The 24,361-nt window shown below is 38.7% G+C and carries 27 protein-coding genes; 6 read left to right on the forward strand and 21 right to left on the reverse strand.

Features of this window, described 5'->3' with window-relative positions:
• Positions 1-45: 45 nt before the first annotated feature.
• The 9 genes from NST66_RS20670 to NST66_RS20710 all read right to left on the reverse strand — a co-directional run bounded on the left by NST66_RS20670 (position 46) and on the right by NST66_RS20710 (position 10,236).
• Positions 46-2,304 (reverse strand): penicillin-binding protein, encoded by a 2,259-nt coding sequence (locus NST66_RS20670; RefSeq protein WP_154989730.1) that lies wholly within the window; start codon positions 2,302-2,304, stop codon positions 46-48.
• Between the two features lie 5 nt (positions 2,305-2,309).
• Positions 2,310-2,669 (reverse strand): cell division protein FtsL, encoded by a 360-nt coding sequence (gene ftsL / locus NST66_RS20675; RefSeq protein WP_340843682.1) that lies wholly within the window; start codon positions 2,667-2,669, stop codon positions 2,310-2,312.
• A gap of 33 nt (positions 2,670-2,702) precedes the next feature.
• Positions 2,703-3,638, reverse strand: coding sequence for a 16S rRNA (cytosine(1402)-N(4))-methyltransferase RsmH (rsmH, locus tag NST66_RS20680; RefSeq protein ID WP_028411477.1), 936 nt, complete (start codon positions 3,636-3,638; stop codon positions 2,703-2,705).
• A 334-nt stretch (positions 3,639-3,972) separates the two neighbouring features.
• On the reverse strand, positions 3,973-5,598 hold the full coding sequence (gene bshC, locus NST66_RS20685; RefSeq protein ID WP_034265296.1) for a bacillithiol biosynthesis cysteine-adding enzyme BshC: 1,626 nt from the start codon (positions 5,596-5,598) through the stop codon (positions 3,973-3,975).
• Positions 5,599-5,688: 90 nt separating this feature from the next.
• On the reverse strand, positions 5,689-6,072 hold the full coding sequence (locus NST66_RS20690) for a DUF3397 domain-containing protein (protein WP_013058968.1): 384 nt from the start codon (positions 6,070-6,072) through the stop codon (positions 5,689-5,691).
• 1 nt (position 6,073) lies between these two features.
• A complete protein-coding gene (locus NST66_RS20695; protein WP_034265299.1) occupies positions 6,074-6,955 on the reverse strand; it encodes a 2-dehydropantoate 2-reductase in 882 nt (293 codons plus the stop codon).
• A 158-nt stretch (positions 6,956-7,113) separates the two neighbouring features.
• Positions 7,114-8,655, reverse strand: a complete 1,542-nt coding sequence (locus tag NST66_RS20700; RefSeq protein WP_049166164.1) for an acyl-CoA carboxylase subunit beta — start codon at positions 8,653-8,655, stop codon at positions 7,114-7,116.
• A 19-nt stretch (positions 8,656-8,674) separates the two neighbouring features.
• A complete protein-coding gene (locus tag NST66_RS20705) occupies positions 8,675-8,887 on the reverse strand; it encodes a biotin/lipoyl-containing protein (RefSeq protein WP_033579761.1) in 213 nt (70 codons plus the stop codon).
• Positions 8,884-10,236 carry an acetyl-CoA carboxylase biotin carboxylase subunit gene (locus tag NST66_RS20710; RefSeq protein ID WP_033579760.1) on the reverse strand — a complete coding sequence of 451 codons (1,353 nt, stop codon included), beginning with the start codon at positions 10,234-10,236 and terminating at the stop codon, positions 8,884-8,886. The genes NST66_RS20705 and NST66_RS20710 overlap by 4 nt, the downstream gene beginning before the upstream one ends.
• A gap of 313 nt (positions 10,237-10,549) precedes the next feature.
• Between NST66_RS20710 and NST66_RS20715 the strand changes: the two genes are divergently transcribed.
• A complete protein-coding gene (locus NST66_RS20715; protein WP_013058973.1) occupies positions 10,550-11,020 on the forward strand; it encodes an N-acetyltransferase in 471 nt (156 codons plus the stop codon).
• An 81-nt stretch (positions 11,021-11,101) separates the two neighbouring features.
• On the opposite strand, the gene NST66_RS20720 is transcribed toward NST66_RS20715, so the two are convergent.
• Both NST66_RS20720 and NST66_RS20725 read right to left on the reverse strand, forming a co-directional pair.
• A complete protein-coding gene (locus tag NST66_RS20720; RefSeq protein WP_028411482.1) occupies positions 11,102-11,704 on the reverse strand; it encodes an RsfA family transcriptional regulator in 603 nt (200 codons plus the stop codon).
• Positions 11,705-11,882: 178 nt separating this feature from the next.
• On the reverse strand, positions 11,883-12,650 hold the full coding sequence (locus NST66_RS20725) for an enoyl-CoA hydratase/isomerase family protein (RefSeq protein ID WP_098626941.1): 768 nt from the start codon (positions 12,648-12,650) through the stop codon (positions 11,883-11,885).
• Positions 12,651-13,031: 381 nt separating this feature from the next.
• Here NST66_RS20725 and NST66_RS20730 point away from each other — a divergent pair, with 381 nt between their 5' ends.
• Positions 13,032-14,261 carry an IS110 family transposase gene (locus NST66_RS20730; RefSeq protein ID WP_050691787.1) on the forward strand — a complete coding sequence of 410 codons (1,230 nt, stop codon included), beginning with the start codon at positions 13,032-13,034 and terminating at the stop codon, positions 14,259-14,261.
• 303 nt (positions 14,262-14,564) lie between these two features.
• Here the strand turns inward: NST66_RS20730 and rpmF are convergent, their stop codons facing one another.
• Entirely contained in the window at positions 14,565-14,738 is a 174-nt protein-coding gene (gene rpmF / locus NST66_RS20735) for a 50S ribosomal protein L32 (protein ID WP_013058976.1), read from the reverse strand.
• A 65-nt stretch (positions 14,739-14,803) separates the two neighbouring features.
• Positions 14,804-15,322 carry a YceD family protein gene (locus tag NST66_RS20740; protein WP_014458367.1) on the reverse strand — a complete coding sequence of 173 codons (519 nt, stop codon included), beginning with the start codon at positions 15,320-15,322 and terminating at the stop codon, positions 14,804-14,806.
• A 179-nt stretch (positions 15,323-15,501) separates the two neighbouring features.
• Between NST66_RS20740 and NST66_RS20745 the strand changes: the two genes are divergently transcribed.
• Entirely contained in the window at positions 15,502-16,701 is a 1,200-nt protein-coding gene (locus tag NST66_RS20745) for a nucleotidyltransferase (protein ID WP_251440101.1), read from the forward strand.
• A 27-nt stretch (positions 16,702-16,728) separates the two neighbouring features.
• On the opposite strand, the gene NST66_RS20750 is transcribed toward NST66_RS20745, so the two are convergent.
• Both NST66_RS20750 and NST66_RS20755 read right to left on the reverse strand, forming a co-directional pair.
• Positions 16,729-17,745 carry a SepM family pheromone-processing serine protease gene (locus NST66_RS20750; protein WP_028411485.1) on the reverse strand — a complete coding sequence of 339 codons (1,017 nt, stop codon included), beginning with the start codon at positions 17,743-17,745 and terminating at the stop codon, positions 16,729-16,731.
• Positions 17,735-18,532 (reverse strand): patatin-like phospholipase family protein, encoded by a 798-nt coding sequence (locus NST66_RS20755; RefSeq protein WP_028411486.1) that lies wholly within the window; start codon positions 18,530-18,532, stop codon positions 17,735-17,737. The genes NST66_RS20750 and NST66_RS20755 overlap by 11 nt, the downstream gene beginning before the upstream one ends.
• Before the next feature lie 466 nt (positions 18,533-18,998).
• Here NST66_RS20755 and ylbJ point away from each other — a divergent pair, with 466 nt between their 5' ends.
• Positions 18,999-20,207 carry a sporulation integral membrane protein YlbJ gene (ylbJ, locus tag NST66_RS20760; protein ID WP_033579758.1) on the forward strand — a complete coding sequence of 403 codons (1,209 nt, stop codon included), beginning with the start codon at positions 18,999-19,001 and terminating at the stop codon, positions 20,205-20,207.
• Positions 20,208-20,265: 58 nt separating this feature from the next.
• Here ylbJ and coaD read toward each other — a convergent pair whose 3' ends face one another.
• Both coaD and rsmD read right to left on the reverse strand, forming a co-directional pair.
• On the reverse strand, positions 20,266-20,760 hold the full coding sequence (gene coaD, locus NST66_RS20765; RefSeq protein ID WP_013058982.1) for a pantetheine-phosphate adenylyltransferase: 495 nt from the start codon (positions 20,758-20,760) through the stop codon (positions 20,266-20,268).
• 35 nt (positions 20,761-20,795) lie between these two features.
• The gene (gene rsmD / locus NST66_RS20770; RefSeq protein WP_045292866.1) at positions 20,796-21,365 is read right to left on the reverse strand and encodes a 16S rRNA (guanine(966)-N(2))-methyltransferase RsmD; all 570 of its coding nucleotides are present in this window, start codon (positions 21,363-21,365) and stop codon (positions 20,796-20,798) included.
• Between the two features lie 589 nt (positions 21,366-21,954).
• Between rsmD and NST66_RS20775 the strand changes: the two genes are divergently transcribed.
• On the forward strand, positions 21,955-22,341 hold the full coding sequence (locus NST66_RS20775; protein WP_013084871.1) for a DUF7147 family protein: 387 nt from the start codon (positions 21,955-21,957) through the stop codon (positions 22,339-22,341).
• 74 nt (positions 22,342-22,415) lie between these two features.
• Here the strand turns inward: NST66_RS20775 and NST66_RS20780 are convergent, their stop codons facing one another.
• Positions 22,416-22,691: a YlbG family protein gene (locus NST66_RS20780; RefSeq protein WP_013058985.1), complete on the reverse strand. Its 276-nt coding sequence runs from the start codon at positions 22,689-22,691 to the stop codon at positions 22,416-22,418.
• A 77-nt stretch (positions 22,692-22,768) separates the two neighbouring features.
• On the opposite strand from NST66_RS20780, the gene NST66_RS20785 reads away from it, so the two are divergent.
• On the forward strand, positions 22,769-23,083 hold the full coding sequence (locus NST66_RS20785) for a hypothetical protein (protein ID WP_033579757.1): 315 nt from the start codon (positions 22,769-22,771) through the stop codon (positions 23,081-23,083).
• Positions 23,084-23,088: 5 nt separating this feature from the next.
• Here the strand turns inward: NST66_RS20785 and NST66_RS20790 are convergent, their stop codons facing one another.
• The 3 genes from NST66_RS20790 to NST66_RS20800 form a co-directional block, all read right to left on the reverse strand.
• Entirely contained in the window at positions 23,089-23,535 is a 447-nt protein-coding gene (locus tag NST66_RS20790) for a YlbF family regulator (RefSeq protein WP_028411490.1), read from the reverse strand.
• Positions 23,536-23,635: 100 nt separating this feature from the next.
• On the reverse strand, positions 23,636-24,022 hold the full coding sequence (locus tag NST66_RS20795; RefSeq protein WP_033579756.1) for a hypothetical protein: 387 nt from the start codon (positions 24,020-24,022) through the stop codon (positions 23,636-23,638).
• A 99-nt stretch (positions 24,023-24,121) separates the two neighbouring features.
• Positions 24,122-24,358 (reverse strand): YlbE-like family protein, encoded by a 237-nt coding sequence (locus tag NST66_RS20800; protein ID WP_013058988.1) that lies wholly within the window; start codon positions 24,356-24,358, stop codon positions 24,122-24,124.
• Positions 24,359-24,361 lie beyond the last annotated feature (3 nt).

Here is a 24,361-nt window from a genome sequence, read left to right on the forward strand (position 1 = left end):
CTCGTTCCAATATATGCTTGTACAGGATTCACTAGAACTTATTTTCTAGTCAAGTTGCTTATCGTCTTTTTTACTGTCAGATTCACTTTTTTCCGTTTCTTTTAGCTTATTTAACGTGCTTGAAAATTCTTTAGGCGTTTCAAGTTCCACTTTCAGGTACGTTCCTGCTTTTAGCGGATCTCCTGCTTTAATACTTTGACTTACAACATAACCATTTTCAAGTGCGCTAGGTCGAACGTTGACAAATTCACTAAAGCGAATAACGTCACGATGTGAAAAACCTGTTAAATCAGGCATTGTGGCTTTTCCGTTTGTCTTAATGAACACGCGTTGACCAGTGACAATGGTATCAGAAGTCGGTGATTGGCTTTCTACCGTATCTCCTTTACCTATTACAACAGGAACAAGCCCTTTTTGTTTTAAGTCTTTCACGGTACTATCAACTGATTCATTAACGTAAGATTTAAGCTTGATTTCTGAATCCACTTTCTTTTCTTTCGTTTCTTTTCCGTCTTCATTCGTTTTTTGAGGCTCCACTCCTAAATACTGCAGACTATTTTTCATCACCGGATTAAATACAGCTGTAAGCGGCGCAGTACCCGTTTCTTGAGGCGTGAGAGTTGGATTTTTAACGGCTACATAGACAAGGAGCTTTGGATCCTTAGCAGGTGCAAAGCCCATAAAGGAAATGAAATTTTTCCCGTGTCCATGCAGGTAACCTCCGGTAGGCCCAGGAATTTGAGCTGTTCCCGTCTTTCCAGCGACATCGTATCCTTCAATCGCGTAAGGTTTGCCTGTTCCATCATCAGAAGAAACAACGGTTTCTAAAATACCTAGCGTTTCGTTCGCTGCTTTTTTAGAAATAGGCTGGCCTACTACGGTAGGTTTTGTTTTCTTAATTGTTTTCTTATTTGTTTCATCGACTACTTGTTTAATCACGTAAGGCTTCATCATTTTCCCGTCATTTGCAATCGCAGTAGCCGCTTGAATTTCTTGAATAGGCGTAAAAGCAGACGCCTGTCCAAACGCAGTGGTTACGCGGTCTCTCGGGTACTTCGTCACTAACTTGCTAGAAGCTTCATTTGGCAAGTCAATTCCCGTCTTATCCATAAAGCCAAACTTGTCCAAGTATTTATACAAACGGTCGGTACCTAATTTTTCGTTGGCTAAAATGGCAACCGCTACATTTGAAGACCTTTGAATTCCTTCATTAAATGTAATAGCTCCCCAGCCGACTCCGCCGTTGTGATCGTTAATCGGAACGCTGTTTTTCGTTACTTTATAAGATCCCGACTGATAGCGGTCTTCGCCGTTATAAACGCCTGCATCAATCGCGGCTGCTAGCGTAAAGATTTTCATCGTTGAACCAAGCTCATAGCTGTTTTCAACAAACGGATTGCGATAAGAAGTGATATCACGAATATTTGGATCAAATGAAGGTCGGTTTGACATCGCCAAAATTTCACCGGTTTTCGGATTCACTACCGTTGCCATTAGCTCTTCTGGTTTATATTCTTTAGCAGCAGCTGTCATCGCATCCTCTAAAAACGTTTGAATTTTTTCATCAATCGTAAGCGTAACGCTGTCTCCGTTTTTAGGAGCTACAATTGACTCTTTTGGATCCGGAAGCTTAATTCCGTTTTTAGCAGCTTCGTATTTCACATATCCATCTTCTTCAGAAAGCTGCTTATCAAATACTTTTTCAATTCCCATTTTCCCTACGATTTTACCCGTATCATCTTTTTGTGCATATCCTAAAATACTTGAGGCAAATACACCGTTTGGATAGAAACGCTTCGAATCGCGTAAAAACGTGATGCCCGGGAGATTTAGCTTCTCAATTTTTTGCTTTAGCACGTTATCAATATCACGTCCGCCTGGGCCAAGTTCTACTTGGAAGGTACCACGTTTAATTCCTCTCGTTAACATGCTTTCAATTTTCGATTCGTCCATCTTCAACAATGGGGCTAATTTTTGAGCCGTCTTTTCTGGGTCTACCACATGTTGCGGGTGATCTTTATCTTTTGTTTGTTTTTTATCTAAAATCGCCACAACCGTATAAGCACCCGTGTCTTGGGCGATTGCTTCTCCATTTCGATCGTAAATCGTACCGCGCTGTCCTTCAATTTTAGACGTTCGCGTATGCTGTTTTTGTGCAATTTCGGCTAAAGCTTCTCCGTCTGCTTTGCCCGTCGCTTGGATGTAAAAGAACCTGATGGCTAATACAAAAAAGAGCAATGCAAATATTAAAATTAATATTGCTGCTCCTGTACTAATATTGCTATTTTTTCTTGGCGTAGTCATCGCAATTAATCGTTAACGACTTTTACGTTATTTTCATTCAATTTTAGTCCAAGTTCTTTTGCTTTTGTCCAAATACGATCGTATGCACTTAACTCTGTTACCTGTAATTTTAACTCATTGTTTTTTGCTTCTTGCTTGTCAATCTTTCCATCGAGTGATTGCACTTCTTCACTGATGCTATAAAGCGAAGATTGATTTGAAATGATTTGCACAGACCCAAACAGCATGAGTGCGACAAACCCAGAATACACAATTTTTTCACCAACCGTGATTTTTCTTTGTGTCTTTCGAACAACTTGACGTACCGTCTTTTGCTGCTTCTGCTGCTGATCTTGCTCTCTTACTTTGTATGCTGCATTGTTCATTCTCGTCCCCTCCTCTTTGATTAAACCCTTTTATTAGACTAATTTCTCAACAATTCGAAGCTTTGCCGAACGCGCGCGCTTATTTTCTTCTACCTCTTCTTCTGAAGGTAAAATAGGTTTTCTTGTAATGACTTTCATTTTAGGTTTAAATTCTTCTGGAATAACCGGCAGTCCATGAGGAAGCTGCGGAACCGTGCTTGCATTTTTAAACGCTACTTTACAAATTCGGTCTTCAAGTGAATGGAAGGTAATAACACTTACACGTCCACCTTTTTTGATTACATCCATGGCCTGTTCAATTGCATCTTCAAATACTTGAAGCTCATCATTTACAGCAATGCGAATAGCCTGGAAAATCCGTTTTGCCGGATGTCCACCCGTTCGTCTAGCTGGCGCTGGAATACCATCTTTAATAAGATCAACCAGCTCTAGCGTTGTTTCAATTGGTTTAGACTCTCGATATGCCTCAATTTTGCGGGCAATTTGTTTCGAAAACTTTTCTTCTCCATATTGGAAAAAGATTTTTACAAGTTTTTCATAAGGCCATTCATTTACTACGTTGTACGCAGAAAACTTTGAGTTTTGATCCATGCGCATATCAAGCGGGGCCTCATGATGAAAGCTGAACCCTCGCTCTGGTGTATCCAACTGAGGAGACGAGACGCCTAGGTCAAACAATACTCCATCTACTTCTTCAATTCCATGTTTCATTAGCTGCTCTTTTAAATAGCGAAAATTACTTTTGATTAGAATAACTCTGTCTAGATACGGGGCTAATTTTTCTTTTGCATTTTCAAGAGCAACATCGTCTTGATCAAACGCAATTAATTTCCCTTTTTCTGATAGCTGTTTTACGATATATTCACTATGACCTGCTCCGCCAAGCGTGCAGTCGACATATACTCCATCCGGCTTAATATTTAAGCCTTCCGCTGCTTCTTTAAGCAAAACAGTTGTGTGATTAAACATTATGACACCTACTTCTTTCTAAACTACTTAGTTATGTATACAAAAAGCAAAAAACGGTGTTTTTCTTTGATATATATACACGTTTATATTATATATCAAAGTTCAACATTATTTCAGCTATTTATATAAGAATTAAGTAGAATTTTGTCTTTTTGTCACAAATAGTGTCATTTTGTTAAAAGTAGGACATATTCGTAGAATAAAATGTAAGGAATATAAGGTTTTTTTGTGTAATTAGAAATAAATACCTTATAAGGATCCAATTGGCTGACATTCACCTTGTAAACTTGTTCTCTTTTCCAAAATAAAAATCCTGCTTTTCAGCAGGATTTTATTAGACATAGCAGACTTTTAACTGGTGATTTAATTCGACTTCAGCACTTAGTAAATCTGACACAAATTGCATACCATAGCCGTTTAAATAATACATAATATTCCACATGCGTTCTTGTGGAGCATTGTAGGGACGAAGAGCAAGTTCAATTTGAGCATATTTTGAATGCTTCACATCGTGCTTAATGAGCTGTTTGGATTCGACAATCTTTTGAATGGTTTCAAACTGCTTTTGAATAATCGCTCGATTTTTAAGCATGACTTCATCAAATGTTTTGTCTTCTTTTTGAATATTTTCACGAAGAGTTTTATGAATTTTTTCAAAATCTTCTTTCGCTTTTTCAAAATACATTTCGTACGGGTTGTGAACTTCTGTCTTAAGCCAGTGCTCCCTCTCTGCATCTACGCCTTTGTTAATGACATTCGAAAGGTCTAACTGAAGTTCATCCATATACTTCTCGATATGTCTTTCTACGATTGCATAGGATAACCTCGGAACCACGGGAGGCATTTTAAAGCTAAATAAAGAAAATGCTTTTTCAAGCTCTGCCCAATACGCTACTTCCCCTGGACCTGCAATAAACGCAAGGGTAGGAAGTAAGTACTCCTGCATAAGGGGTCTAGTCACAACGTTATTACTAAGAAGCTCTGGCGTTTGTTTAGCAATTTGAACCAGCTCTTCTTTAGACAGCGCGAGTTCATTTTGCTTTCCAACAAACTGCTCTTGCTCTGCGTCTCTTTCTAAAAGTACTCTGTTTTCGTTGTGTGAATAAAAGAGATGGGCCGTTTCTTCTCCCACTTCAATCATTCGTCCGTATTGTTTTTGAATCTCTGTTTGCTGTTCCACAACGGCTGACGATAATTTGTCATTTTGTTCAATTAACGTCACAAAGAAAGAAGATTCAATGCTGCGCACTTCTTTAGAAGCTGCATCCATTAAAATAAGACCTGACTCTGCAAACAATGTGGTAACCAAATGAGCAAAGAAATCGACATAGGTACGTGATTTATCTAACGCCTCTAAAACAAAGTGTAACACCTGATTTGTATGCGCCGTTTCGTTAAACGTTTGAAAAACATCACGAACCCAGCTTCTACAGGCTTCATGATCTAATTCGATTTGAGAAACCATTTGCTTTTTCTTTAAAGAATGCTTTAACGTTTTCTTTAAAAGCTGGTTTTTATGCTCTGTGTATACATGGTTGATCTCAGCAAAATCATGATCTTCTCCAGCAATCCAAAATACCGGAAGCACGGGCACGTTTAGAGCTGCCTCTTGTTGTTTAGCTAGCAGCACAATTGAAATCACTTTATGAATGGTGTACAAAGGACCCGTAAGCAGCCCCGCTTGCTGACCTCCAACGACCACTACGCTGTTAGGATCTTTTAGCTTTTCAATATTTTCAATCGTCTTAGAAGATGCTCCGTAGCGCTTATTAAAATCAAGCAGATACTCAGCAAGCTGTTCTCTTGGATAAGACTGCTTTTGAACGTCCGCTAAACGTTTTTCATATACGTCTTTTTCGTGTATATTATAATGAAAAAAGGAAAGTGCTTGCTTTTCACCTTTTATGTAATCGTTCGTTAGTTTGTTTCCCGCCTTTAAAGAGACGTCTGTAATCTCCATGAAAGAACTTCCTTTCTTTTCCTAATACTTATATTCTCTACATATAGCTTCATTATCCATAATGTAACTGCTCACGTCTAGTAACATGCTTTACAGAGAGGAAATACGAAAAGCGATTCCACCTATATTTAACACAATATGTGCAATAAGAAACAAAACGAAATTCATCCGAAAGAACCCTTTCGCAATAAGCTTCATTTCTAAGTCATGTTTGACTTTCCAATGTACAAACATCATAATCATTGCCACAACTAAAAGGACTAACGCAATCAACCACAAAAAAGAGTGCCCGAAAATTTCCACAGCTGCATAATGCACGGACAAAATAAGAAAAACCGTAGTAATGTACGTTGCTATGTGGACAGATTTCCTTTTATTTTTCGTCAGTTTGCGTAAAAGCATGTATAGAATAAAAAAACCGACGAGCGGCAGAGTGACAAACGTCGCAAAAACGCCAGCAATAAAACTTCCCATGTTACTCACCCTTTTCTTCTTCGATTCCTTTTATTGACCTATATAAAAAGTCAACAATAGGCGTCGACGTTCTTTTTTCAGCAGCTTGTGTTTGGATATAACCTAAGATAGCATCAATCTCGGTTTGCCGCCCCTCCTGTATATCTTTTAGCATAGAAGATTGATTTGTACTCGTGCGCGAACAAACCCCCAGCGCATTTTCCCAATAATTAAAAGCTGAATCTAGTTTTAATACATCCGCAATCTCTTCAAACAATAGGCGCATCGTTTTATAAAAATAGCTGTTGTGAATCAGCTGCCCATTTTTCACGCGATACAGCGCCGTAAGAGGATTAATGAGCGCATTTACAACTAATTTCTTCACCAGCATCGCATACCAATCTTTTTCAATTACCCAAGGAAAATTCACAATTGGTAAGATAGACTCCATTTCTCCTCTGTACGAAGCAATACGGGTTGTTCCTATTCCTGTATGATGGACGCTATCCATATTTGTACGCATTGCCCCATGTTCAACTGTACCCAAATAGAGAGTGCGCTGCGGGAGGTTTTTGAGAATTTCAATATGGCTCATACCGTTTTGGATAAACAAAAGGGGAGTATGTATAGTAAGGGTTTTAATAAAAGGAATAATCTCTTTTAAATGATACTGTTTTACAGTAATAATGATTAAATCTGCTTCTTTTATGTTTTTTTCCAGAGGGATAGCACTGACTTTTTTCGTGTGATGTTCCCCTTGTCTATGTAAGGTAATTCCATTTTCGTTAATACACTTTGCTTGAGTTGGTGTTTTCGTGTACAAGGTTACATCATAACAATCTGATAAATACGCGCTAAACAACAGACCTAATGATCCGCCTCCAATAATACCTATAGTTTTCATCGTATTTTTTGTTCCTCTTTCTATTATTGAGTTTCATTTTAGCAAAAAAATGCTTTGAATTAAATGCATTCTTTAAATTTTACCTATTCATATAGCCCGTGTGATTAAAAATCACCGGGCTTATTGTAAATTATTTAGAGTGATCCCGTTTTTTTCTATTATACGGGATACACCGGATGTTTACGACGGCTAAAGGTCACATTCTTTGTTTCATATAAGCGAAAGCGGTCAATTAACGTTCGACGCAGTTCGTTAGCAGGAACGATGTCGTCAATAATAAGTTCAGATGCCAGCGTATAGATATCGATGTGTTCTTTATACTCTTGCTGTTTCTGTTTAACAAACATGAACCGCTCTTTCGGATCTTCAATTTCATTAATTTTATTAGAATAGACGGCATTTACTGCAGCTTCAGGACCCATTACGGCAATTTGAGCAGTAGGCAATGCAATGCAGCAATCTGGTTCAAAAGCCGGACCAGCCATAGCGTAAAGCCCTGCGCCATAAGCTTTACGCATGACTACGGAAATTTTAGGAACTGTAGCTGAACTCATCGCTGCAATTAATTTGGCTCCATGTCTAATGATGCCAGCTCTTTCTACTTTGGTTCCAATCATAAATCCAGGCACGTCAGCTAAAAACAGCAAAGGAATATGGAATGCATCGCACAATTGAATAAATTTTGCGCCTTTATCTGCTGAATCTACAAACAGCACTCCCCCTTTAACTTTTGGCTGATTAGCAACAATCCCTACTACTTTTCCATCTATTCGTGCAAGCCCTGTTACCAATTCGGCGGCAAACAGTTTTTTTATTTCAAAAAAGCTCCCCTCGTCAATAAGGGTATCAATTGCTTCATAGATATCAAATGGAACATTTTGATTCTCCGGAATTAGTTCTATTAAATCTTTTGTCTGCTTAGGCTCTTTAGCTTTTTGTACTTTAGGCTTCTCTTGATAGTTTTGTGGAAAGTACGTTAAATAAGATTTGGCATACGAAATAGCTTCTTCTTCAGAATAAGCCAGCACATCCCCGCACCCGCTAACGCTGCAGTGCATATGTGCTCCTCCCATTTCTTCTAGCGTAACCTTTTCTCCAATAACGGCTTCGGCCATACGCGGCGACCCTAAGTACATAGAAGCGTTCCCATCTACCATCACAACAATATCACAAAATGCAGGGATATAAGCCCCTCCAGCTGCTGACGGACCGAAAAGCAAACAAATTTGAGGAATGACGCCGGAAAGTTTTACTTGATTGTGAAAGATCCTTCCAGCTCCTCGGCGGTTTGGAAACATATCTAATTGATCCGTAATACGCGCTCCAGCAGAATCCACTAGGTACAGTAAAGGCACATGCAGTTTTTCTGCAACTTCTTGAATCCGAATAATTTTTTCTACTGTTCTAGCTCCCCAAGACCCTGCTTTTACAGTAGAATCATTAGCCATTACACAAACCGTTTCACCGTTTACTTTTCCAATCGCAGTTACAACACCGTCTGCCGGCAACCCTTCGGCTTTATTATTTGCAAACATGCCGTCTTCTTCATATTTCCCGTCATCGAATAAAAGGGCTAAACGATCTCTTACAAAAAGCTTCTGTTGTTTTGCAAGTTTCTCTTTGTACTTTTCAGCGTTGCCCCGCTCTACTTTTTGACGGTTTTCATCATATTTTTTCTGAGATTCACCTGTATGTATCATGATATCTCCCCTTTATGAGTTATGAAATAGTCACCAAAACGTCGCCTTCGTTCACAAAATCCCCCACGGCTATATGGACAGTCTCTGCAATACCAGCTTGATCGCTTTCAATAGGAATTTCCATTTTCATAGATTCTAATACAACAACAACTTCTCCTTTAGTTACACTTGCTCCTTGCTGAACAAACACATTAAATACCATGCCTGCCATTGTCGCTTTGATTTCACTCATTGTGGTGCTCCTCCTTTATTTAATACTGTTGATAATAACGATGTGTTATAGGTGCCCTTTTCATATAACTCTTCATTTAACAACTGCTTAAATAGAGGAATATTTGTTTTGATTCCCTCTACAACAGCTTCTGTAAAATATGATTTAGCTAGTTCAATTGCATTTGAACGCGTACGACCAGTAATGATAACCTTTGCAATCATTGGATCATAAAAAGGTGTAACCGCATTCATATCACTGTAGCCGCTATCTACGCGCGCGTAGGTTCGCTCCGGCAAGTGATAACCCGTAATTTTCCCCGGAGCCGGTAAAAAAGTAAACGGATCTTCTGCATAAATTCGAAATTCAATGGCGTAGTTATTTGCTGCTATTTCCTCTTGCATACGAGGAAGCTTTTCACCGCGCGCAGCTAAGATCTGCCACTTAACTAAATCGACCCCTGCAATTTGCTCGGTGATCGGATGCTCAACTTGCAGCCGCGTGTTCATTTCAAGAAAATAAAAATTTTCGTCTTCATCCACGATAAACTCCACCGTACCCGCATTATAATAGCCGATTGCTTTAGCCGCTTGAACGGCTTGGTTTTGCATGGCTTGTCGCGTACTTTCTTTTAAAGAAAGCGCAGGGGCTTCTTCAATCACTTTTTGATTTCTTCTTTGTACAGAACAATCGCGTTCAAAAAGATGAACGACATTACCATGCTGATCTCCAAAGACCTGTACCTCGATATGTTTTGCGTTTGTTATAAGCTTTTCAATAAACATTCCTTCATGACCAAAATATGCTTTTGCTCTTGCTTTTGTTGAGGCATATACTTGTTTTACTGCTTCTTCGTTATCGCAGCGCACCATCCCAATTCCTCCGCCGCCTCCGCTTGCTTTTAACATAACGGGATATCCAATTACCCCCGCTACTTTACAAGCCTCTTCAACCGACGTCACATCACCTTCGCTGCCGGGGACAACAGGTACACCCGCTTCTTTCATCGCAGCGCGGGCAGCAATTTTGTCGCCCATCATCGAAATGATTTCGGGAGAAGGACCGATAAAACAAAAACCTTCATCAATCGCTCTTTTAGCAAATGCACTATTTTCCGATAAAAATCCATATCCAGGATGAATGGCGTCTACTTTTTCTTCATGACTAATTCTAAGCAGCTCTTCCACATTCAAATATGACTTTTGCACAGGAGGCTCTCCAATTCGACGTGCTTTTGTAGCCGCTTGAACATAAGGAAGTTCTGCATCTGCATCGGAATAGACAGCCACCGTTTCAATGCCCATTTGTTTGCATGTATGAATAATACGAAGAGCAATTTCTCCTCGATTTGCAATCAGTATTTTTTTCACCTTTCTCTCCCCTTTCCTCAAATTTCTACTTTCCCCCATATAATTCTACAATAATTTTAAAACTCCTCTACAATTTTTGAAAACGCTTTCTATTTGAATTCTGTTTCCCTTTTGCCTCCTTTCTAAAAAGTGATGTTTATAGTAATGTATTCTTCGTATTTAACCGAAAGAATTCATTTTTCTTTGTGCGCATTGAATATTCGTTCACCAATCACGAAAACAGAATATTTTGTATTTTTGTTATATAATATTAGATGAACGAACCAATCCAGTTCGTTCATCTAGCAAGGAGACATAACAAGGGGGATATGGGATGAATTACGAAGTGAAGCATTTAAAAATTAATTTTAAAACGCTAGAAGAGTTCAAGAAATTCAAAGAATATGGCATTCAAGAACTTTCAATGCTAGAAGAATTACATGCCAAGATTTCCGATAATGAAATAAATTCTCCGTTTTACGGCATTTATTTTGGAAATAGCTTAGTGGCTCGCATGAGTCTCTATAAACGAAACAAACAGTACGATCAATATTTCGAGCCGCCTCAAACGTATATTGAAGTGTGGAAACTTGAAGTGCTCAGCGATTTTCAGCGCAAAGGATTAGGTCAAACGCTCGTTGAATATGCCAAATCCTTTCAATTACCTATCAAAACAAGCCCGCGAGTAAAATCGAGTGATTTTTGGTCAAAAATGGGGTTCGTACCTGTAACGTATGATATCGATCGTGATTTGGGAGAAAACCCTCTTATTTGGCTACCAAACGGTGTAAGCGAACAAAAATAAACAGCTGATTTCCAGCTGTTTATTTTATATCTATGTGGTATATATGATTAACATGAAGTAGGGAGCATTCAAGCTATCGCTTCACTTTTGAACTTTTTCTAAATTTAAATTTTTATCCACTTGAAATTTCACTTTTCTACTTTTTTCATCCTCTTTTAATACAACCATTTTACGAGCCCTCTCCATAATTTCAATAAGAGCTTTATAGTCATCTTCCACAATTAACAAATTGTTTTGCAAAGCTTTTTTTTCTTTTTCCAAAATCGTTACTTTCTCTTGTAAACGTTCAATCTTTTGCTGCAGTTCTTCATTAGCTTCGAGAAGCTCCGACGAGTGTTTTTGCCCTTGATCTACATTTTCTAAATACTTAATTACCTCATTAAGCGAAATATGTTTCTCTGCTTCCATATATGATAAGCGTGCAGGCTGCTCGTCGTCTTTTGAAACAGTTCTTGCTTTTAATTCTTTTCTCTGTTTTTTCGCAAGGTCAATACCAGTCTTGTATTGTTTGCGCACAAAAGAATTCCAGCGGAAGCCACAAGCTGCTGATGTTCGTGTAAGTTTCTTCCCCACTTCTTCAAATGCAGCTAGCTGAGTGCCACCTTCACGTATATGACGCAGTACAATTTCTGCGAGTAATAAATCTTCATCATGAGTCCATGCATCTTGACGAGAAGAAGTCATTTTTCTATCCCTCCTTATCCGTACTTATTAAATGAATATGCACCTACTAGATAAGATAGACTATTGTTCCTCTTCTCAATCAAGAAAATCTTTCATATACTTTGAAGCAAAATGGGAAATCCGTGATTCTTTCATCTTTTGCTTATTAACTATATTGCTATGGAAATGCAGTTCATAACTATGTTTTTTTAACGATGACCTTTTGAACCGCTTCTTCATGTTCAGGCGATTCCCACAATATCGAACAGCGATGAATTTCTTGTTCCATTCGATTCCAAACCCGGCTTTGCTCCCATTTCTCAATAGCGATTTCTTTGTAAGCTTGCAATACTTGGGTCGATTTATGAGTAATAGGAGCTAACCACTCCTCACACCTCATAGTTAGCTCTTTAAACGACGTAACATAGGAAAGAAATCCAATTTGCTTTGCTCGTTCTACTCCATACAGCTGAGCACTGTAGATCATTTCCATCGCTTCTTGATACCGCAGCTTTTCAAGAAGAATGGTTCCTCCTCCCCAGCCTGTTGTAATTCCTAAATTCCCTTGAATAAAGCCCATTTCGCTATGTGTTGCACTTATACGGAAGTCACATGCAATCGCAAGCTCACACCCCCCCCCAACCGATGTTCCATTCAAAAGGGCAACTGTTGGTTTTGGGAGCGTTAAAATTTCATAAAGAATTCTCCCCATTTTCGTTAACATTTGAGACGCCTCTTTCGAAGTCTTTAGCTTATGAAATACGCTTAAATCTCCTCCACTGCAAAATGCGTCTGAACCAGCACCTGTAATTACAAAAGCTTTTACTAACTGATTATGTTTCACATAATCTACAGCTTGCTGCAGTTCATTCATCACATCATAATCAATGGCATTACGCTTTTCAGGGCGATTAATCACAAATGTAGCAATGCCTTGGCTTGTAGTAAACAGCTCGCTTTTTTTCATGCTTTTTCCTCCTCGTATATTATATTTAAGCCCTATTTAGGAGCTAAGATCTGTTTCCATATTAATTAATAAACTAAATAACATATTACTTGGACGTCTCAAGATATTTCTAGATAATGATCATAGGATCATTTGGGACAATTCTTCTTTCTCCTGTGGATTAACCACAATGTAAGACTGTTTCTCAGTGAACGCGCGGGACTCCCTACTCGCAGGCTGAGCAGCCTGTCATTCGAACCTAGAGGGTAGTAGCTCTATGGCGGCTTTCGAATGCAGGGGAAGCTCTGATACACGAGGTTGTTGGTCGGCGTACACACTAGAGATATCTCGAGACGTCCAAGGAAATGCCAAGTGATTCTAAATCGAAAGGAGGTCTCTCCCGTGAGATTATTTGTTGGTTTAGATGTAAGTTCGTTTGATATGAAAGTATGCATTTTAAATGGTGAAGGAGAAAAGCTGAATGCCTTTACCGTCACCAATGACTTACCAGGCGCGACGTTGCTTAAAGAGCGTTTATTGGACTGCATAGGCGATCAAGAAGTTGACGTCTTAAAGATTGGCTTAGAATCTACATCGGTCTATAGTTTTCACCCGTCGATGTTTCTCCATCATGATGAAGACTTAAAAGTCTTCGGTGCCAAGGTGTTTGTCATGAACCCTAAACAAATAGCTAATTTTAAGAAAAGCTATTCGGACATGAACAAAACAGATGAAATCGATGCCTTTATCATTGCGGATTACTTACGTTTTGGACGTAACCAGATGTCAGTGGTCAAAGAAAGCCAATACGTGGCCTTACAACAACTGACTCGGTCCCGTTACCAACTCATTCGTATGATGACAAAAGAAAAGCAGCATTTTCTTCAACACCTAAGCTATAAGTGTAATACTTTCTCTCAAGAAGTAGACTCCTCGGTCTTCGGTAACGCAATGATGGAGCTTTTCTTAGAGAAATACAGCTTGGAAGAACTAGCCCACCTACCACTGGAGGAACTAGCAGCATTCCTTCAAGAGAAAGGGAAAAACCGATTTGGTGACCCGAAATGTGTGGCAACCTCCATTCAGAAAGCCGTGCGATCTTCGTATCGCTTGGACAAGGTAGTGGAAGATTCCATGGATGTGATACTTGGGACCTCGATCGAGGTCATTCGCACCTTCCAAAAGCAGATAAAAGAAATTGACAAAGCGATCAAAAAACTGATGGCTGGATTGACACACACGCTTGAATCCATCCCTGGAATTGGTCCCGTATTCGCTGCGGGTATCATAGCTGAAATTGGCCAAATAGACCGGTTTGATGATGAAGCTAAAGTAGCAAAATACGCAGGTCTATACTGGCGAAAGCATCAGTCTGGGCGCTTTACTGCCGAAGACACGTCCCTATCACGTAACGGTAACCACTACTTGCGATATTACTTAGTTGAAGCCGCCAACTCCGTACGAAAGCAAGTTCCAGATTACCGGGATTACTACGTGAAAAAGTACAGTGAAGTACCAAAACATCAACACAAACGTGCACTCGTTCTAACCGCAAGAAAACTCGTGCGATTGGTGGATGCGCTACTACGCAGTCACCAACTCTTTACGCCAGAAAGGGGCGTGAAAATATGACATAAAACTTGTCATCGCTACCTTTCAAATATTTTCCAGTAAATAACATTCGTTACTGGTCTAGTTTCGTGATGCTTTTTTTAAGTAAATTGCCCTTTGATAACTTTACGTTCTTTCATTTTTCAGTTGACATACTACCGCAGGTCTTATGGACAAGGTATGAATCCTTTTACAACAGTAATTGTTTATTTAAAAAGAGTTCTTGTTCTATAAGAAAAATCCTTCTCTTCCAAAGGGCAGAGAAGGAAAAAAGGCAAAAAAAATAAAAGACCCTTTAAGAGGGTCTTTTATTTAAATAAGCAATTATTTGCTTACTACGTCATTTCCTTTGTAAGTACCACAAGCTTTACATACGCGGTGTGATAGTTTCATTTCACCACAATTTGGGCACTCTACCATACCAGGAACTTGTAATTTAAAGTGCGTACGACGCGTTCTTTTCTTCATTTTAGATGTTCTTCTAAAAGGTACAGCCATTATTCCCACCTCCTTAAAAGAATTTTAAAATCATATGAAGGCCCGAAAGCCGGATCTTCGCATTTTTATTTCTTTTTGTCTTTAAAGAAATTTTCGAGTACGGCTAAGCGGGGATCTACTTTTTCCTGCTGTTCTTCTTCGGTAACAACTTCCCAGTCTTTTCCTGACTGTGGAGCTGCTCCTGCCGCTTGCTGATTTTCACTAAATACCTGCAGAGGAATTTCAACAATAATTAACTCTTGAATCAAAGGTTGTAAATCAACCGTTTCTCCCTCTACAATGCGTACTTCAGCATCTTCTTCATAATCAGCATTCACATTCAATAAAAACGTTTCAGTTGCGTTAATTTCAAACGGATACGGAACGTCAACTAATGTACGAGCACAAGGCAACGTCATTTCTCCTGAAATTTTAAGGTGAAACGTTACTTTCGAAGAGCTAATGTCGGCTCTTCCTTTCACGTTTACATCTGACATTCTACGAATTTGAGGATCAGCATTCATAAACTCTTTGCCGTCAATCACTTCGTCAAATGTTAGACCTTTATTTTGCAACTGATACAATTGATGTATTGTCCATTTCATTGTTAATCACCTCAAGGCAACAAAGGTTATTATAGCTTTCACAAGATTATTTGTCAATATTTTTTCTTTACACTATAATGTACTTAAATATGCTTTTTTGTAAAAATTTCTTACTTTCATAAAAAAACGTTTTTAAAACAAAGAGCTAGACTAAAAATAATAAATTAAAAGGAGACATTATGCAAGCAGTTGGAATAATTGTCGAATATAATCCTTTTCATAACGGACACGCTTATCATTTGCAGCAAGCCAAACAACAAACCGGAGTAGATTGTGTGATTGCTGTTATGAGCGGGCACTTTTTGCAGCGCGGAGAGCCTGCTCTTGTATCGAAATGGTCCCGCACAAGAATGGCTTTAGCCGCTGGTGCAGACTTAGTCGTTGAATTACCCTATGCTTTTTCTACTCAAAAAGCTGAAACATTCGCAAGCGGCGCTATTTCTATTTTGGAATCCCTTCACGCTGACTTTGTATGCTTTGGCAGCGAAAATGGCAATATTGACTCATTTACCCGCACCGCTGATTTGCTCGAAGCTCATGAATCAGAACTATCTGCCTTAATTCAACAAGAGATGAAAAAAGGAAACAGTTATCCAAAATCAGCTTCCAATGCTTTCTTACAGCTTTTCACGGAGGCTCCTATTGATCTATCTCAGCCAAATAATGTGCTTGGAATGAGCTATGTAGCTGCCATAAAAAAACAGCATGCATCTATTAAACCATATACAATCACTCGAATTCAATCACATTATCACGATGATTCCCTGTCTTCCTCTTTTATTTCAAGCGCTACAAGCATACGTAAAGCTATTTTTGACAGCAGCAGCCATGGGGACCTGGGCAAGCATATGCCAGTTAGTACAGCAAACGAATTAGCAGCTTACAAACAAGCACACGGACAGTTTCATCATTGGGAGCACTATTTCCCATTTTTGAAATACAAATTATTAACTACTCCACTTTATGACTTACAGCGTATTTATGAAATAGAAGAAGGTATTGAACATCGACTGCTATCTTATATTTCTTCATCTACTTCATTTGAAGATTTTTTAACAAATGTTAAAACGAAGCGATATACGAGAACCCGTTTACAGCGCATGTGCGTTCACCTTTTAACCAATACAACAAAAAGTGAGATGCAACAAGCTGATCCTTATATTCGCTTATTGGGAATGTCAAAGACCGGACAAGCCTATTTAAAAACAATTAAGAAAAAGCTGTCCCTTCCTATTGTATCCACTGTATCGCAATGTAAACTAAAAGAAATTGATACCGATATTAAAGCGACACATGTTTATAGTACGCCGTTTCAGGAGCCTCTGCGCTCTCAGTTTATGAAACAAGAATATACGCAGCCTCCTATCATTTGGCCATAAAAAAATCGTCTGCAAGAGACGATTTTTTTATGGTTTCAGCTTTTCTAAATAGGTTACGGCATCCGAAAATGAATCTACGGGTACAATTTTCATATCACTGTTTATTTTTTTGGCTGTCTTCACTGCTTCTCGGTAGTTAGAGCCAGCAGCCCCTTTTTCATTTGGTGCAAAGAAAATCTCTGCTCCTTCTTTATCTGCGGCTACAATCTTTTGTGAAATACCTCCGATTGGTCCTACCTCTCCTTTATCATTGATAGTCCCTGTACCTGCAACGCGGTGGCCTTTTGTCATGTCCTCTTTAACAAGCTGATTATAGATTTCAAGTGAGAACATCAGTCCCGCTGAAGGCCCTCCTATTTTTTCAGTATCAATATGTATATCGGGCTTGACTTTTAATTCTTGGTTCGTTTCTAAGGCAATTCCTAGGCCTACTCGTTTCGGCTCGTCAGGAAATGCTTTAACTTTTAGAGTATGTTTGCTTTCTTTGCCATCTCTTTTTACATAAATTGATACTGAATCTCCTGCTTTTTTAGTCGATACGTAGTTGATTAAGTCCTCAGCAGTTTGAATTTTTTTCTCATCTACTTTTGTCACGACATCTCCAACATGAAGTTTTCCATGTGCAGGCATATTTTCTACAACATATGTAACATATACGCCTTTATTGTGGTAGGAAACGCTCTTTCCAGCTGCTTCATATGCTACTGAAATAGCGGCATTTTTTGACGTATCCATCATATGTAATTGCCTTGTCGAGTAATCTTCATCGCTTTCACCCTGCTGCAAAATTTGCTTTGTAGGGAAAATTTCATGAAAGTCCTGTATTTTCGCAAGACCATATGAAAGAGGAGTTGCTCTGCCCATTCTTACAGTTGTAAGCATAAACGTCCCTTTTTCATGGTATCCATCTTCTACCTTAATAATAGGCGCAAGTTCTTCTGCCATTCCAGGCTTTGTAATGTAGTACGGTAATGGATAAAAACAAAGCATTGCCACCACTGCAATAACAGCCAAATATACCAAAATTCTAATTCTAGATTTCACTTTTTTTGTTCTCCTTCCAATGATCAATTGCTTGTAGAATAGAAGGCAACTGCTCATGTGCTGCTTGTTCACCAATTGACATCATTTCTTGAATGTTTGTAAATGCTCTGGAACTAAAAGTATCGAGATTAGGACGAATCATAACGTCTGAAGCAATAGTTCGGTGAGCTACTAGCTCATCTTGCAAAATATCTAAACTTTGCATAATGACATCAAAAATGGAGCTGATTTCTGCATTCACTTTCGCTTTTGATACATCGACTCCAATGACAATATCAGATCCCATCTCTTTTACAACCGATACAGGAATACGGTCCACTACCCCGCCGTCTACAAGCAATCGCCCATCAATTACTTCGGGAGCAAAGATTCCTGGAATTGAAATACTTGCTCTCACCGCTTCAGCGATAGGTCCTTTTTTAAACACCACTTTCTCTCCTGTTTTCAAATCTGTCGCTACAATGGCAAACGGTATAGATAACTGTTCAATGTTTCTATTTTGCGTAAAAGTGCGAACCAACGACTTTACTCTGTTGCCCGTAATAAATCCCATTTTTGGCACGGTAAAATCCAAATAATACTTTCGTTTGAACGTTAGCGCCATTTTATAAAGAGTTGCCAGTTCAATACCTGACGCATATAGTGCACCAACTAAAGCTCCCATGCTGCTGCCAGCTAGAAAATCAATAGGAATGTTATTTTCTGTTAGCGCTTTGATTACTCCTAAATGTGCAAAACCTCTAGCTCCACCTGAGCCTAACGCAACTCCTATTTTTGGGCTTTCCACTTTACCTGCCCCCTCGTTTTACCTTATAGACTTCTAAAAATGTAAAAACTTTTGATGAGCTTCTCTATCATTGTTGCCCTGTCTTCAATAGGACTATTCTTCATTTTCTATTTGTTCATTTTGTATGAAGCTAAAGATATGTTTTGCTCAATCAACGGTGGTTATTAAGCATTATACTATACTGAAGGTTGTTTTAAGAAATTCTTACTCTTCTCTTGCTGCGTATACGTTTTTTTACTCCTTGAATATTCTAGAAGTGCATTGATTTATGTATATGAATTGTATTTCCAAATGTGACAAGACGCCTTTTTATTCAGTATGAATTTATTTTCTCCTTACACATAGGCATAAAGTCGATGCATAGCTTCGTATATTGATATATAGAAGAACTTGTACATTTGCCTAAAACTCCTCATTTCATTCCTATCAAAATGACGTGAGCTTAGAAAAGGAGATGAATCGTTCGTTGAATAAATCGATGGTGAAAACACTTCTGCTCGGGACGAGCGTAACACTTCTCGCTATTGCGCTTATTGTATATCCAAAAGAAGCGCTAGAAGGTTCAGTAAGAGGTCTCAACACATGGTGGAAGGTCGTCTTTCCTTCTCTGCTGCCCTTTTTTATTGTTTCAGAAATGCTTATTGGTTTTGGCGTAGTGAAGTTCATTGGGATCTTATTAGAGCCGTTTATGAGGCCTTTATTCCGAGTACCTGGAGTAGGGGGTTTTGCTTTAGCAATGGGCATGGCTTCTGGATTTCCTTCAGGTGCAAAAATCACTTCCCGGCTGCGCCAAGAAAAACAGCTAACAGCTATTGAAGCTGAAAGACTCGTATCATTTACTAACTCATCTAACCCTATTTTTATTTTTGGAGCTGTGGCAGTTGGCTTTTTTCACAATCCAGCTGTCGGTATCATATTAGCTCTCTCTCATTACATAGGGAATATTTGTGTAGGACTGGTGATGCGGTTTTATGGATCAGCAAAACCTAAAGGACAAGTAATTCAAAAACCTTCTTTATCGTTAGCTTTTCACGAAATGCATAAAACGCGATTAAAAGATAAGCGTCCTATCGGGAAGCTTTTAGGAGATGCGGTTACTTCTGCAGTTCAATCTCTCTTAATGATTGGCGGTTTTATCATTTTATTTTCTGTATTAAACAAACTTTTATATGTGACTCATATCACGGCCGTTTTAAGCAGCGGTCTAGCTTATTTATTTTCCCTTTGTCATATAGGGACTGAGCTGAGCCTTCCCTTTATTTCGGGGCTTTTTGAAATTACGTTAGGAAGCCGCCTAGCAAGCGAAGCACCGGACACGCTGCTGTTTCATCAAATTATCATCGTTAGCTTTGTATTAGGCTTTAGCGGTTTCTCTGTTCAAGCACAAGTAGCTAGCATACTCGCCGAAACAGATATTCGATTTTTTCCGTTTTTTATTGCCCGAATTTTTCACGGCTGTTTTGCGGTAGTATTCACTATCTTTCTATGGGGTCCTCTTCGGGAATCCATTACTACTTTTCAAGCATCTGAAGGAGCACTGCCGGTTTTTTCTCACTTGGAGTCCGTTACGATTCTATCGCAGTGGCTAAACGTGTACGGCCCGCTCCTAACGATTTTTACGCTGTGCTGCTATATTTATCTATATTCAAAACGAGCGTTTCTTCATCGTTCCTAGTAAAAAAAGAACGTGACGTTTTCTTATCGGCAAAGAAAACGTCACGTTCTTTTTTATCTTATTTTTGAGACAGCTGTTCAAATTTTTCTGCAAGCGCTTCTCTAACAGGGGGAGGAACTAATTCAGAAATATTCCCGCCATATTTAGCTACCTCTTTTACAATACTAGAACTTAAAAACGAGTATTGATTATTTGTCATCATAAATAACGTTTCGATTTCTTTATCTAATACGCGATTTACAGATGTGATTTGCATTTCGTACTCAAAATCTGATACTGCACGCAAACCTCTTAAAATGGTCTTTGCCTGCTTTTCTTTTGCATACTCCATTAATAATCCGCTGTACGACTCTACTACCACATTAGGAAGTGATTTTGTTACTTCTTTCAGCAAAGCTACTCGCTCTTCCCCTGTAAATAGAGGACTTTTTGAGGAGTTATTTAAAACAACCACATAAATCGTATCAAATACATTTGCGCCTCGTTTAATAATATCAAAATGTCCATTCGTAACTGGATCAAAGCTTCCTGGACAAACAGCTATACTACCCATACGTATCCCCTTTCTACATCTAACAGCTCATTGATTTATTCAACTGATTCTTCTTTCTTGTATGTATAAATAGAAACACCAATGATACCGTACGTTTCGCTTTTTATTTTTTCAAATAAACCAATCTCATTATCTAAATGTACATCATGAGAATGCTCCGCTACAATAATTCCTGTTTTTTCCAGAAGGTTTTCTTCACTTACCGTTTCGATAAGCGCTTTCAACTTTTGTGCTTTATACGGTGGGTCAAGCAAAAGTAAATCGACAGTCAGCTCCCTTTTCTTTATCGCTTTCAGTGCACGCTCTGCATCATTTCGATACACTTCAGCGCGGTCTTCTAACCGACAGGATGCTAAGTTTGCTTTAATCGTCTGAATCGCTTTGCCATCCCGATCCACAAAAATGACTTTATCTATTCCTCGACTTAGAGCTTCAATTCCCAAGCCACCGCTTCCACCGAACAAATCAAGAGCTGTTCCACCTTCAAAAAACGGTCCAATCATATTAAAAATAGCTTCTTTCACCTTATCTGTTGTAGGGCGGGTTGAGTATCCTGGAACCGCCTTTAACGCATGGCCTTTATATAAACCTGCTACTACTCTCATCCTTATCACTACCTTACTTTTACTTCCTTATTCTTCATTATCCTAACATATTTTGAATTACAAAGACTAGCAAAAATCCTCAATTTATTCAATGCTGTATGCATTCTGTGCAATAACCCAGCACCTTGCTTTTATGCTGGACTTTTACGACCGTCTCCTTAGATACACCTATGCAGATCATTCGGCATTTCGTTCATAAAAGATTTCCTTTACTTTAATATGTCATCATAAACGTAAATTTACCCTTTTTCTCTGTCATGTTATCAGTCTTTTATATTTTAAAAAGTGAATTTCACGAGACAGGTATATGAACGTTTAAAACGGACATACTGACTAGTAACAACATCATCTAACCGATGTTGTTGCCAACCGCGGAGAAGACTTACGTTTCCCCATAAGTTCTTCCTCCGGTTTCTCCTCTCCCTTTGCCTTCATCAAGGTGCTTGTAATCGCAGAGGTGATTACACCCCTTTATTGAAGGGCCCTACAATGAGTAGTTGTAGGGATTTTTTTATTTACTCCTAAAATATTCAGTGATACATTAAACTACGTGAGTTTGCTTTTTTAATACATAGAGGGGGAAATACATATGATTCAGCGTTTTATTGAGCTCGGAGAAGGGTATTCAGATATTTATGAGCTGTTAGAGATTGTCAAAAGCAACAAACATCGTCTTGCCCATCTTATTATGCTGCGAACAGTAAAAGAAGATCGACAAGTAGCTTCTTTTGTCGCTGTCTTGCATCCAACAGCTGAAGGGAATTTCCAACCGCTTTACGTTTGCCGAGAAGGAATTGTTTTAAAACAAAACGACAGCAAGCGCGTTGAGTTATTTAAACGAGCAGCTGAGGAAGCGGGAAAAGAAATTGTGGTACTCGATGTCAAACCATCTACTACCTTTCCAGAAACAGCACTATACTATCAGCACCTTATTGGCATTTTGCGAATGAACCGCTTTATTCCGCCAATGCAATAACCTCATCCCTGCCTATTCGTTTGCTAAGGCCAAGTAAAATAAAAAAAGGAATGTACATTACATTCCTTTTTTGTTTAAATTCCTATCTTATAGTCATATTCCTTCGCTTTATCCGGCTTTGAATTTTCGAATTCTGTTTTTAAAAACGGCCGATAAGAAGGATCTACTTTCTTCACAAAAGGTAGAGACTGAAGTTTATGGATTGTTTTTTCAATGCCATCTTGGTTGCAATATAAGACAACATACTTTAATTCTTTAGATACGTAATGTACATTTCCGTACTTTCGCAATGCTTTTGCTTGCTTAACAGAATGCACATACGCCACAATTCCTTGACGTTCAACAAACATATTTAGTTCCCCTTTTGCATACGTTATATTGGTTTTCTTTATCATAAATTCTTTTATATGAAGTAGGTGCTTTATGTATGAATTTAGATGATATCTGGATGCTCTTTCTTACTCATTTTAACGAGCACAGAGCTATTGAACAAGTCATTTTCAAAAAAATCACAAATATACCCTTTTTGTATATAAACACATCAATTGAGCGTAGAAAAATAGATGAGCTTCTAGAAGCTTCATCTATTTTTGCTACATCCAATACAAATGCTACGTGGCGCTCAAGTTTTGTCAGAAGTCAGCATCTTACTTATGTCTATCAGCACAGGTTTTACGTTCCACAGCGTAAAATGGCCTGCTGCGGAAATTCCTGTGCTGATTGCGTTCGATTTATACAGTGAACGGCTTATGCGCTGCACCCGCAGCTTCCACCAGATCCGCAGCCACCGCCGCAGCTGCTTCCCGTATCAAAAAACGGATTTCCCGTCGGTACTTTAACATGCTCTGAAACAGCTTGACCAAGGATAACGCTAATTTCATCAAGCAGTTTTTGCAATTCATTTTCTGCTTTTTTGAACGCAGCGATTGTCGCATGTAAATCAACTTGACGCTTTACATCACGTACTTGTCTCGTAATGGTTTTATAGTCAGGATGATATTTTCCAAATCGCTGAACATCCTCATACTGTTCCTTTATTTTCACAAATTGAGCAATTAATGCCTGTGCATGTGAATCTTTATTTAATCTATATAAACATTGACGATAGTTCTCGGCTACGTCTGATTGTAACACCATGTTCGCTACGTGATCAGACTCGTCGAGTAATTCAACAGTTCTCATTGTTGTCAGCATGGCTGTGCACCTCCGTTTTTATCTTATCACGTTTTGGATCTAAAGAAAAAGAACTTGCTAAAACAGCTTACACTGATTTACTACAAGTTCTACTTTTTAACTATATAATTTCAACCGTAAAGGTATTCCTCACTTGATAACTTTCTTCTTTAGATTTCATCAGTTCAATCGTAACAGTATGAGATCCTTTTGGAAGATCACTTAAAACAAAGGCTGCTTGCTTCATTTCTTTAAATGGTTTTCCATCTACTGTGATTTGAAGGAATCCACTCTCTGTTGAAAATGAAAACCCGCTTAGAATACATTCGACGTATACGTTCTGTCCTTTCACATGCTGGTGTACCATCAGTGAAGGTTTTGTATTCATTGCACCAAACGTTTCAGCTGCCCGCGGTTGAGAGGAAGTTTTAGTCTCAGGTTTTGGTTTATCATGGTTGCATCCTAGCAGAGAAACTACACATAAGGCCGTCGTTAATAGTAAGCGCATAATACCATTCCTTTATCATTCGTTTCTCCATAGTGTTTACAAACTCTTTATTTTTACTCATGACGTGCAAAAATCTCTGCATCGCTATGTATGCAGAGATCATTGATTTTTCATGGATTGAAACATATGAAACATCATGTTTGCCATTTGAATCGAATTCGAAAACTTTTCAACTTTATGAGGAATGGTTTGTTTGTAGTAGTGTTTGGATTCTAATTCAAATTTCTCCAGTTCTTCAGGATTCCTAGATAAACGCCGGTACCACATTGGCTGTTCACGAACGAAGTCGTTGAGTTTAGGACGAGACTGCATATACTCGTATATATCTTTTCTCATTGC

This window comes from Priestia sp. FSL W8-0524, assembly GCF_038005965.1.
Taxonomy (GTDB): domain Bacteria; phylum Bacillota; class Bacilli; order Bacillales; family Bacillaceae_H; genus Priestia; species Priestia zanthoxyli.

Bases quoted from the DNA above. Each gene is read 5' to 3' on its own strand.
- NST66_RS20745 (WP_251440101.1), top strand. From the start codon at position 15,502: ATGCAAGCAGTTGGAATAATTGTCGAATATAATCCTTTTCATAACGGA.
- NST66_RS20670 (WP_154989730.1), bottom strand. From the start codon at position 2,304: ATGACTACGCCAAGAAAAAATAGCAATATTAGTACAGGAGCAGCAATA.
- ftsL (WP_340843682.1), bottom strand. From the start codon at position 2,669: ATGAACAATGCAGCATACAAAGTAAGAGAGCAAGATCAGCAGCAGAAG.
- NST66_RS20780 (WP_013058985.1), bottom strand. From the start codon at position 22,691: ATGTTTGTTGAACGTCAAGGAATTGTGGCGTATGTGCATTCTGTTAAG.
- rsmH (WP_028411477.1), bottom strand. From the start codon at position 3,638: ATGTTTAATCACACAACTGTTTTGCTTAAAGAAGCAGCGGAAGGCTTA.
- NST66_RS20725 (WP_098626941.1), bottom strand. From the start codon at position 12,650: ATGAAAAAAAGCGAGCTGTTTACTACAAGCCAAGGCATTGCTACATTT.
- rpmF (WP_013058976.1), bottom strand. From the start codon at position 14,738: ATGGCTGTACCTTTTAGAAGAACATCTAAAATGAAGAAAAGAACGCGT.
- NST66_RS20700 (WP_049166164.1), bottom strand. From the start codon at position 8,655: ATGATACATACAGGTGAATCTCAGAAAAAATATGATGAAAACCGTCAA.
- NST66_RS20800 (WP_013058988.1), bottom strand. From the start codon at position 24,358: ATGAGAAAAGATATATACGAGTATATGCAGTCTCGTCCTAAACTCAAC.
- rsmD (WP_045292866.1), bottom strand. From the start codon at position 21,365: ATGAGAGTAGTAGCAGGTTTATATAAAGGCCATGCGTTAAAGGCGGTT.
- NST66_RS20715 (WP_013058973.1), top strand. From the start codon at position 10,550: ATGAATTACGAAGTGAAGCATTTAAAAATTAATTTTAAAACGCTAGAA.
- NST66_RS20740 (WP_014458367.1), bottom strand. From the start codon at position 15,322: ATGAAATGGACAATACATCAATTGTATCAGTTGCAAAATAAAGGTCTA.
- NST66_RS20705 (WP_033579761.1), bottom strand. From the start codon at position 8,887: ATGAGTGAAATCAAAGCGACAATGGCAGGCATGGTATTTAATGTGTTT.
- bshC (WP_034265296.1), bottom strand. From the start codon at position 5,598: ATGGAGATTACAGACGTCTCTTTAAAGGCGGGAAACAAACTAACGAAC.
- NST66_RS20785 (WP_033579757.1), top strand. From the start codon at position 22,769: ATGAATTTAGATGATATCTGGATGCTCTTTCTTACTCATTTTAACGAG.
- NST66_RS20720 (WP_028411482.1), bottom strand. From the start codon at position 11,704: ATGACTTCTTCTCGTCAAGATGCATGGACTCATGATGAAGATTTATTA.
- NST66_RS20690 (WP_013058968.1), bottom strand. From the start codon at position 6,072: ATGGGAAGTTTTATTGCTGGCGTTTTTGCGACGTTTGTCACTCTGCCG.
- NST66_RS20695 (WP_034265299.1), bottom strand. From the start codon at position 6,955: ATGAAAACTATAGGTATTATTGGAGGCGGATCATTAGGTCTGTTGTTT.
- coaD (WP_013058982.1), bottom strand. From the start codon at position 20,760: ATGGGTAGTATAGCTGTTTGTCCAGGAAGCTTTGATCCAGTTACGAAT.
- NST66_RS20775 (WP_013084871.1), top strand. From the start codon at position 21,955: ATGATTCAGCGTTTTATTGAGCTCGGAGAAGGGTATTCAGATATTTAT.
- NST66_RS20790 (WP_028411490.1), bottom strand. From the start codon at position 23,535: ATGCTGACAACAATGAGAACTGTTGAATTACTCGACGAGTCTGATCAC.
- NST66_RS20795 (WP_033579756.1), bottom strand. From the start codon at position 24,022: ATGCGCTTACTATTAACGACGGCCTTATGTGTAGTTTCTCTGCTAGGA.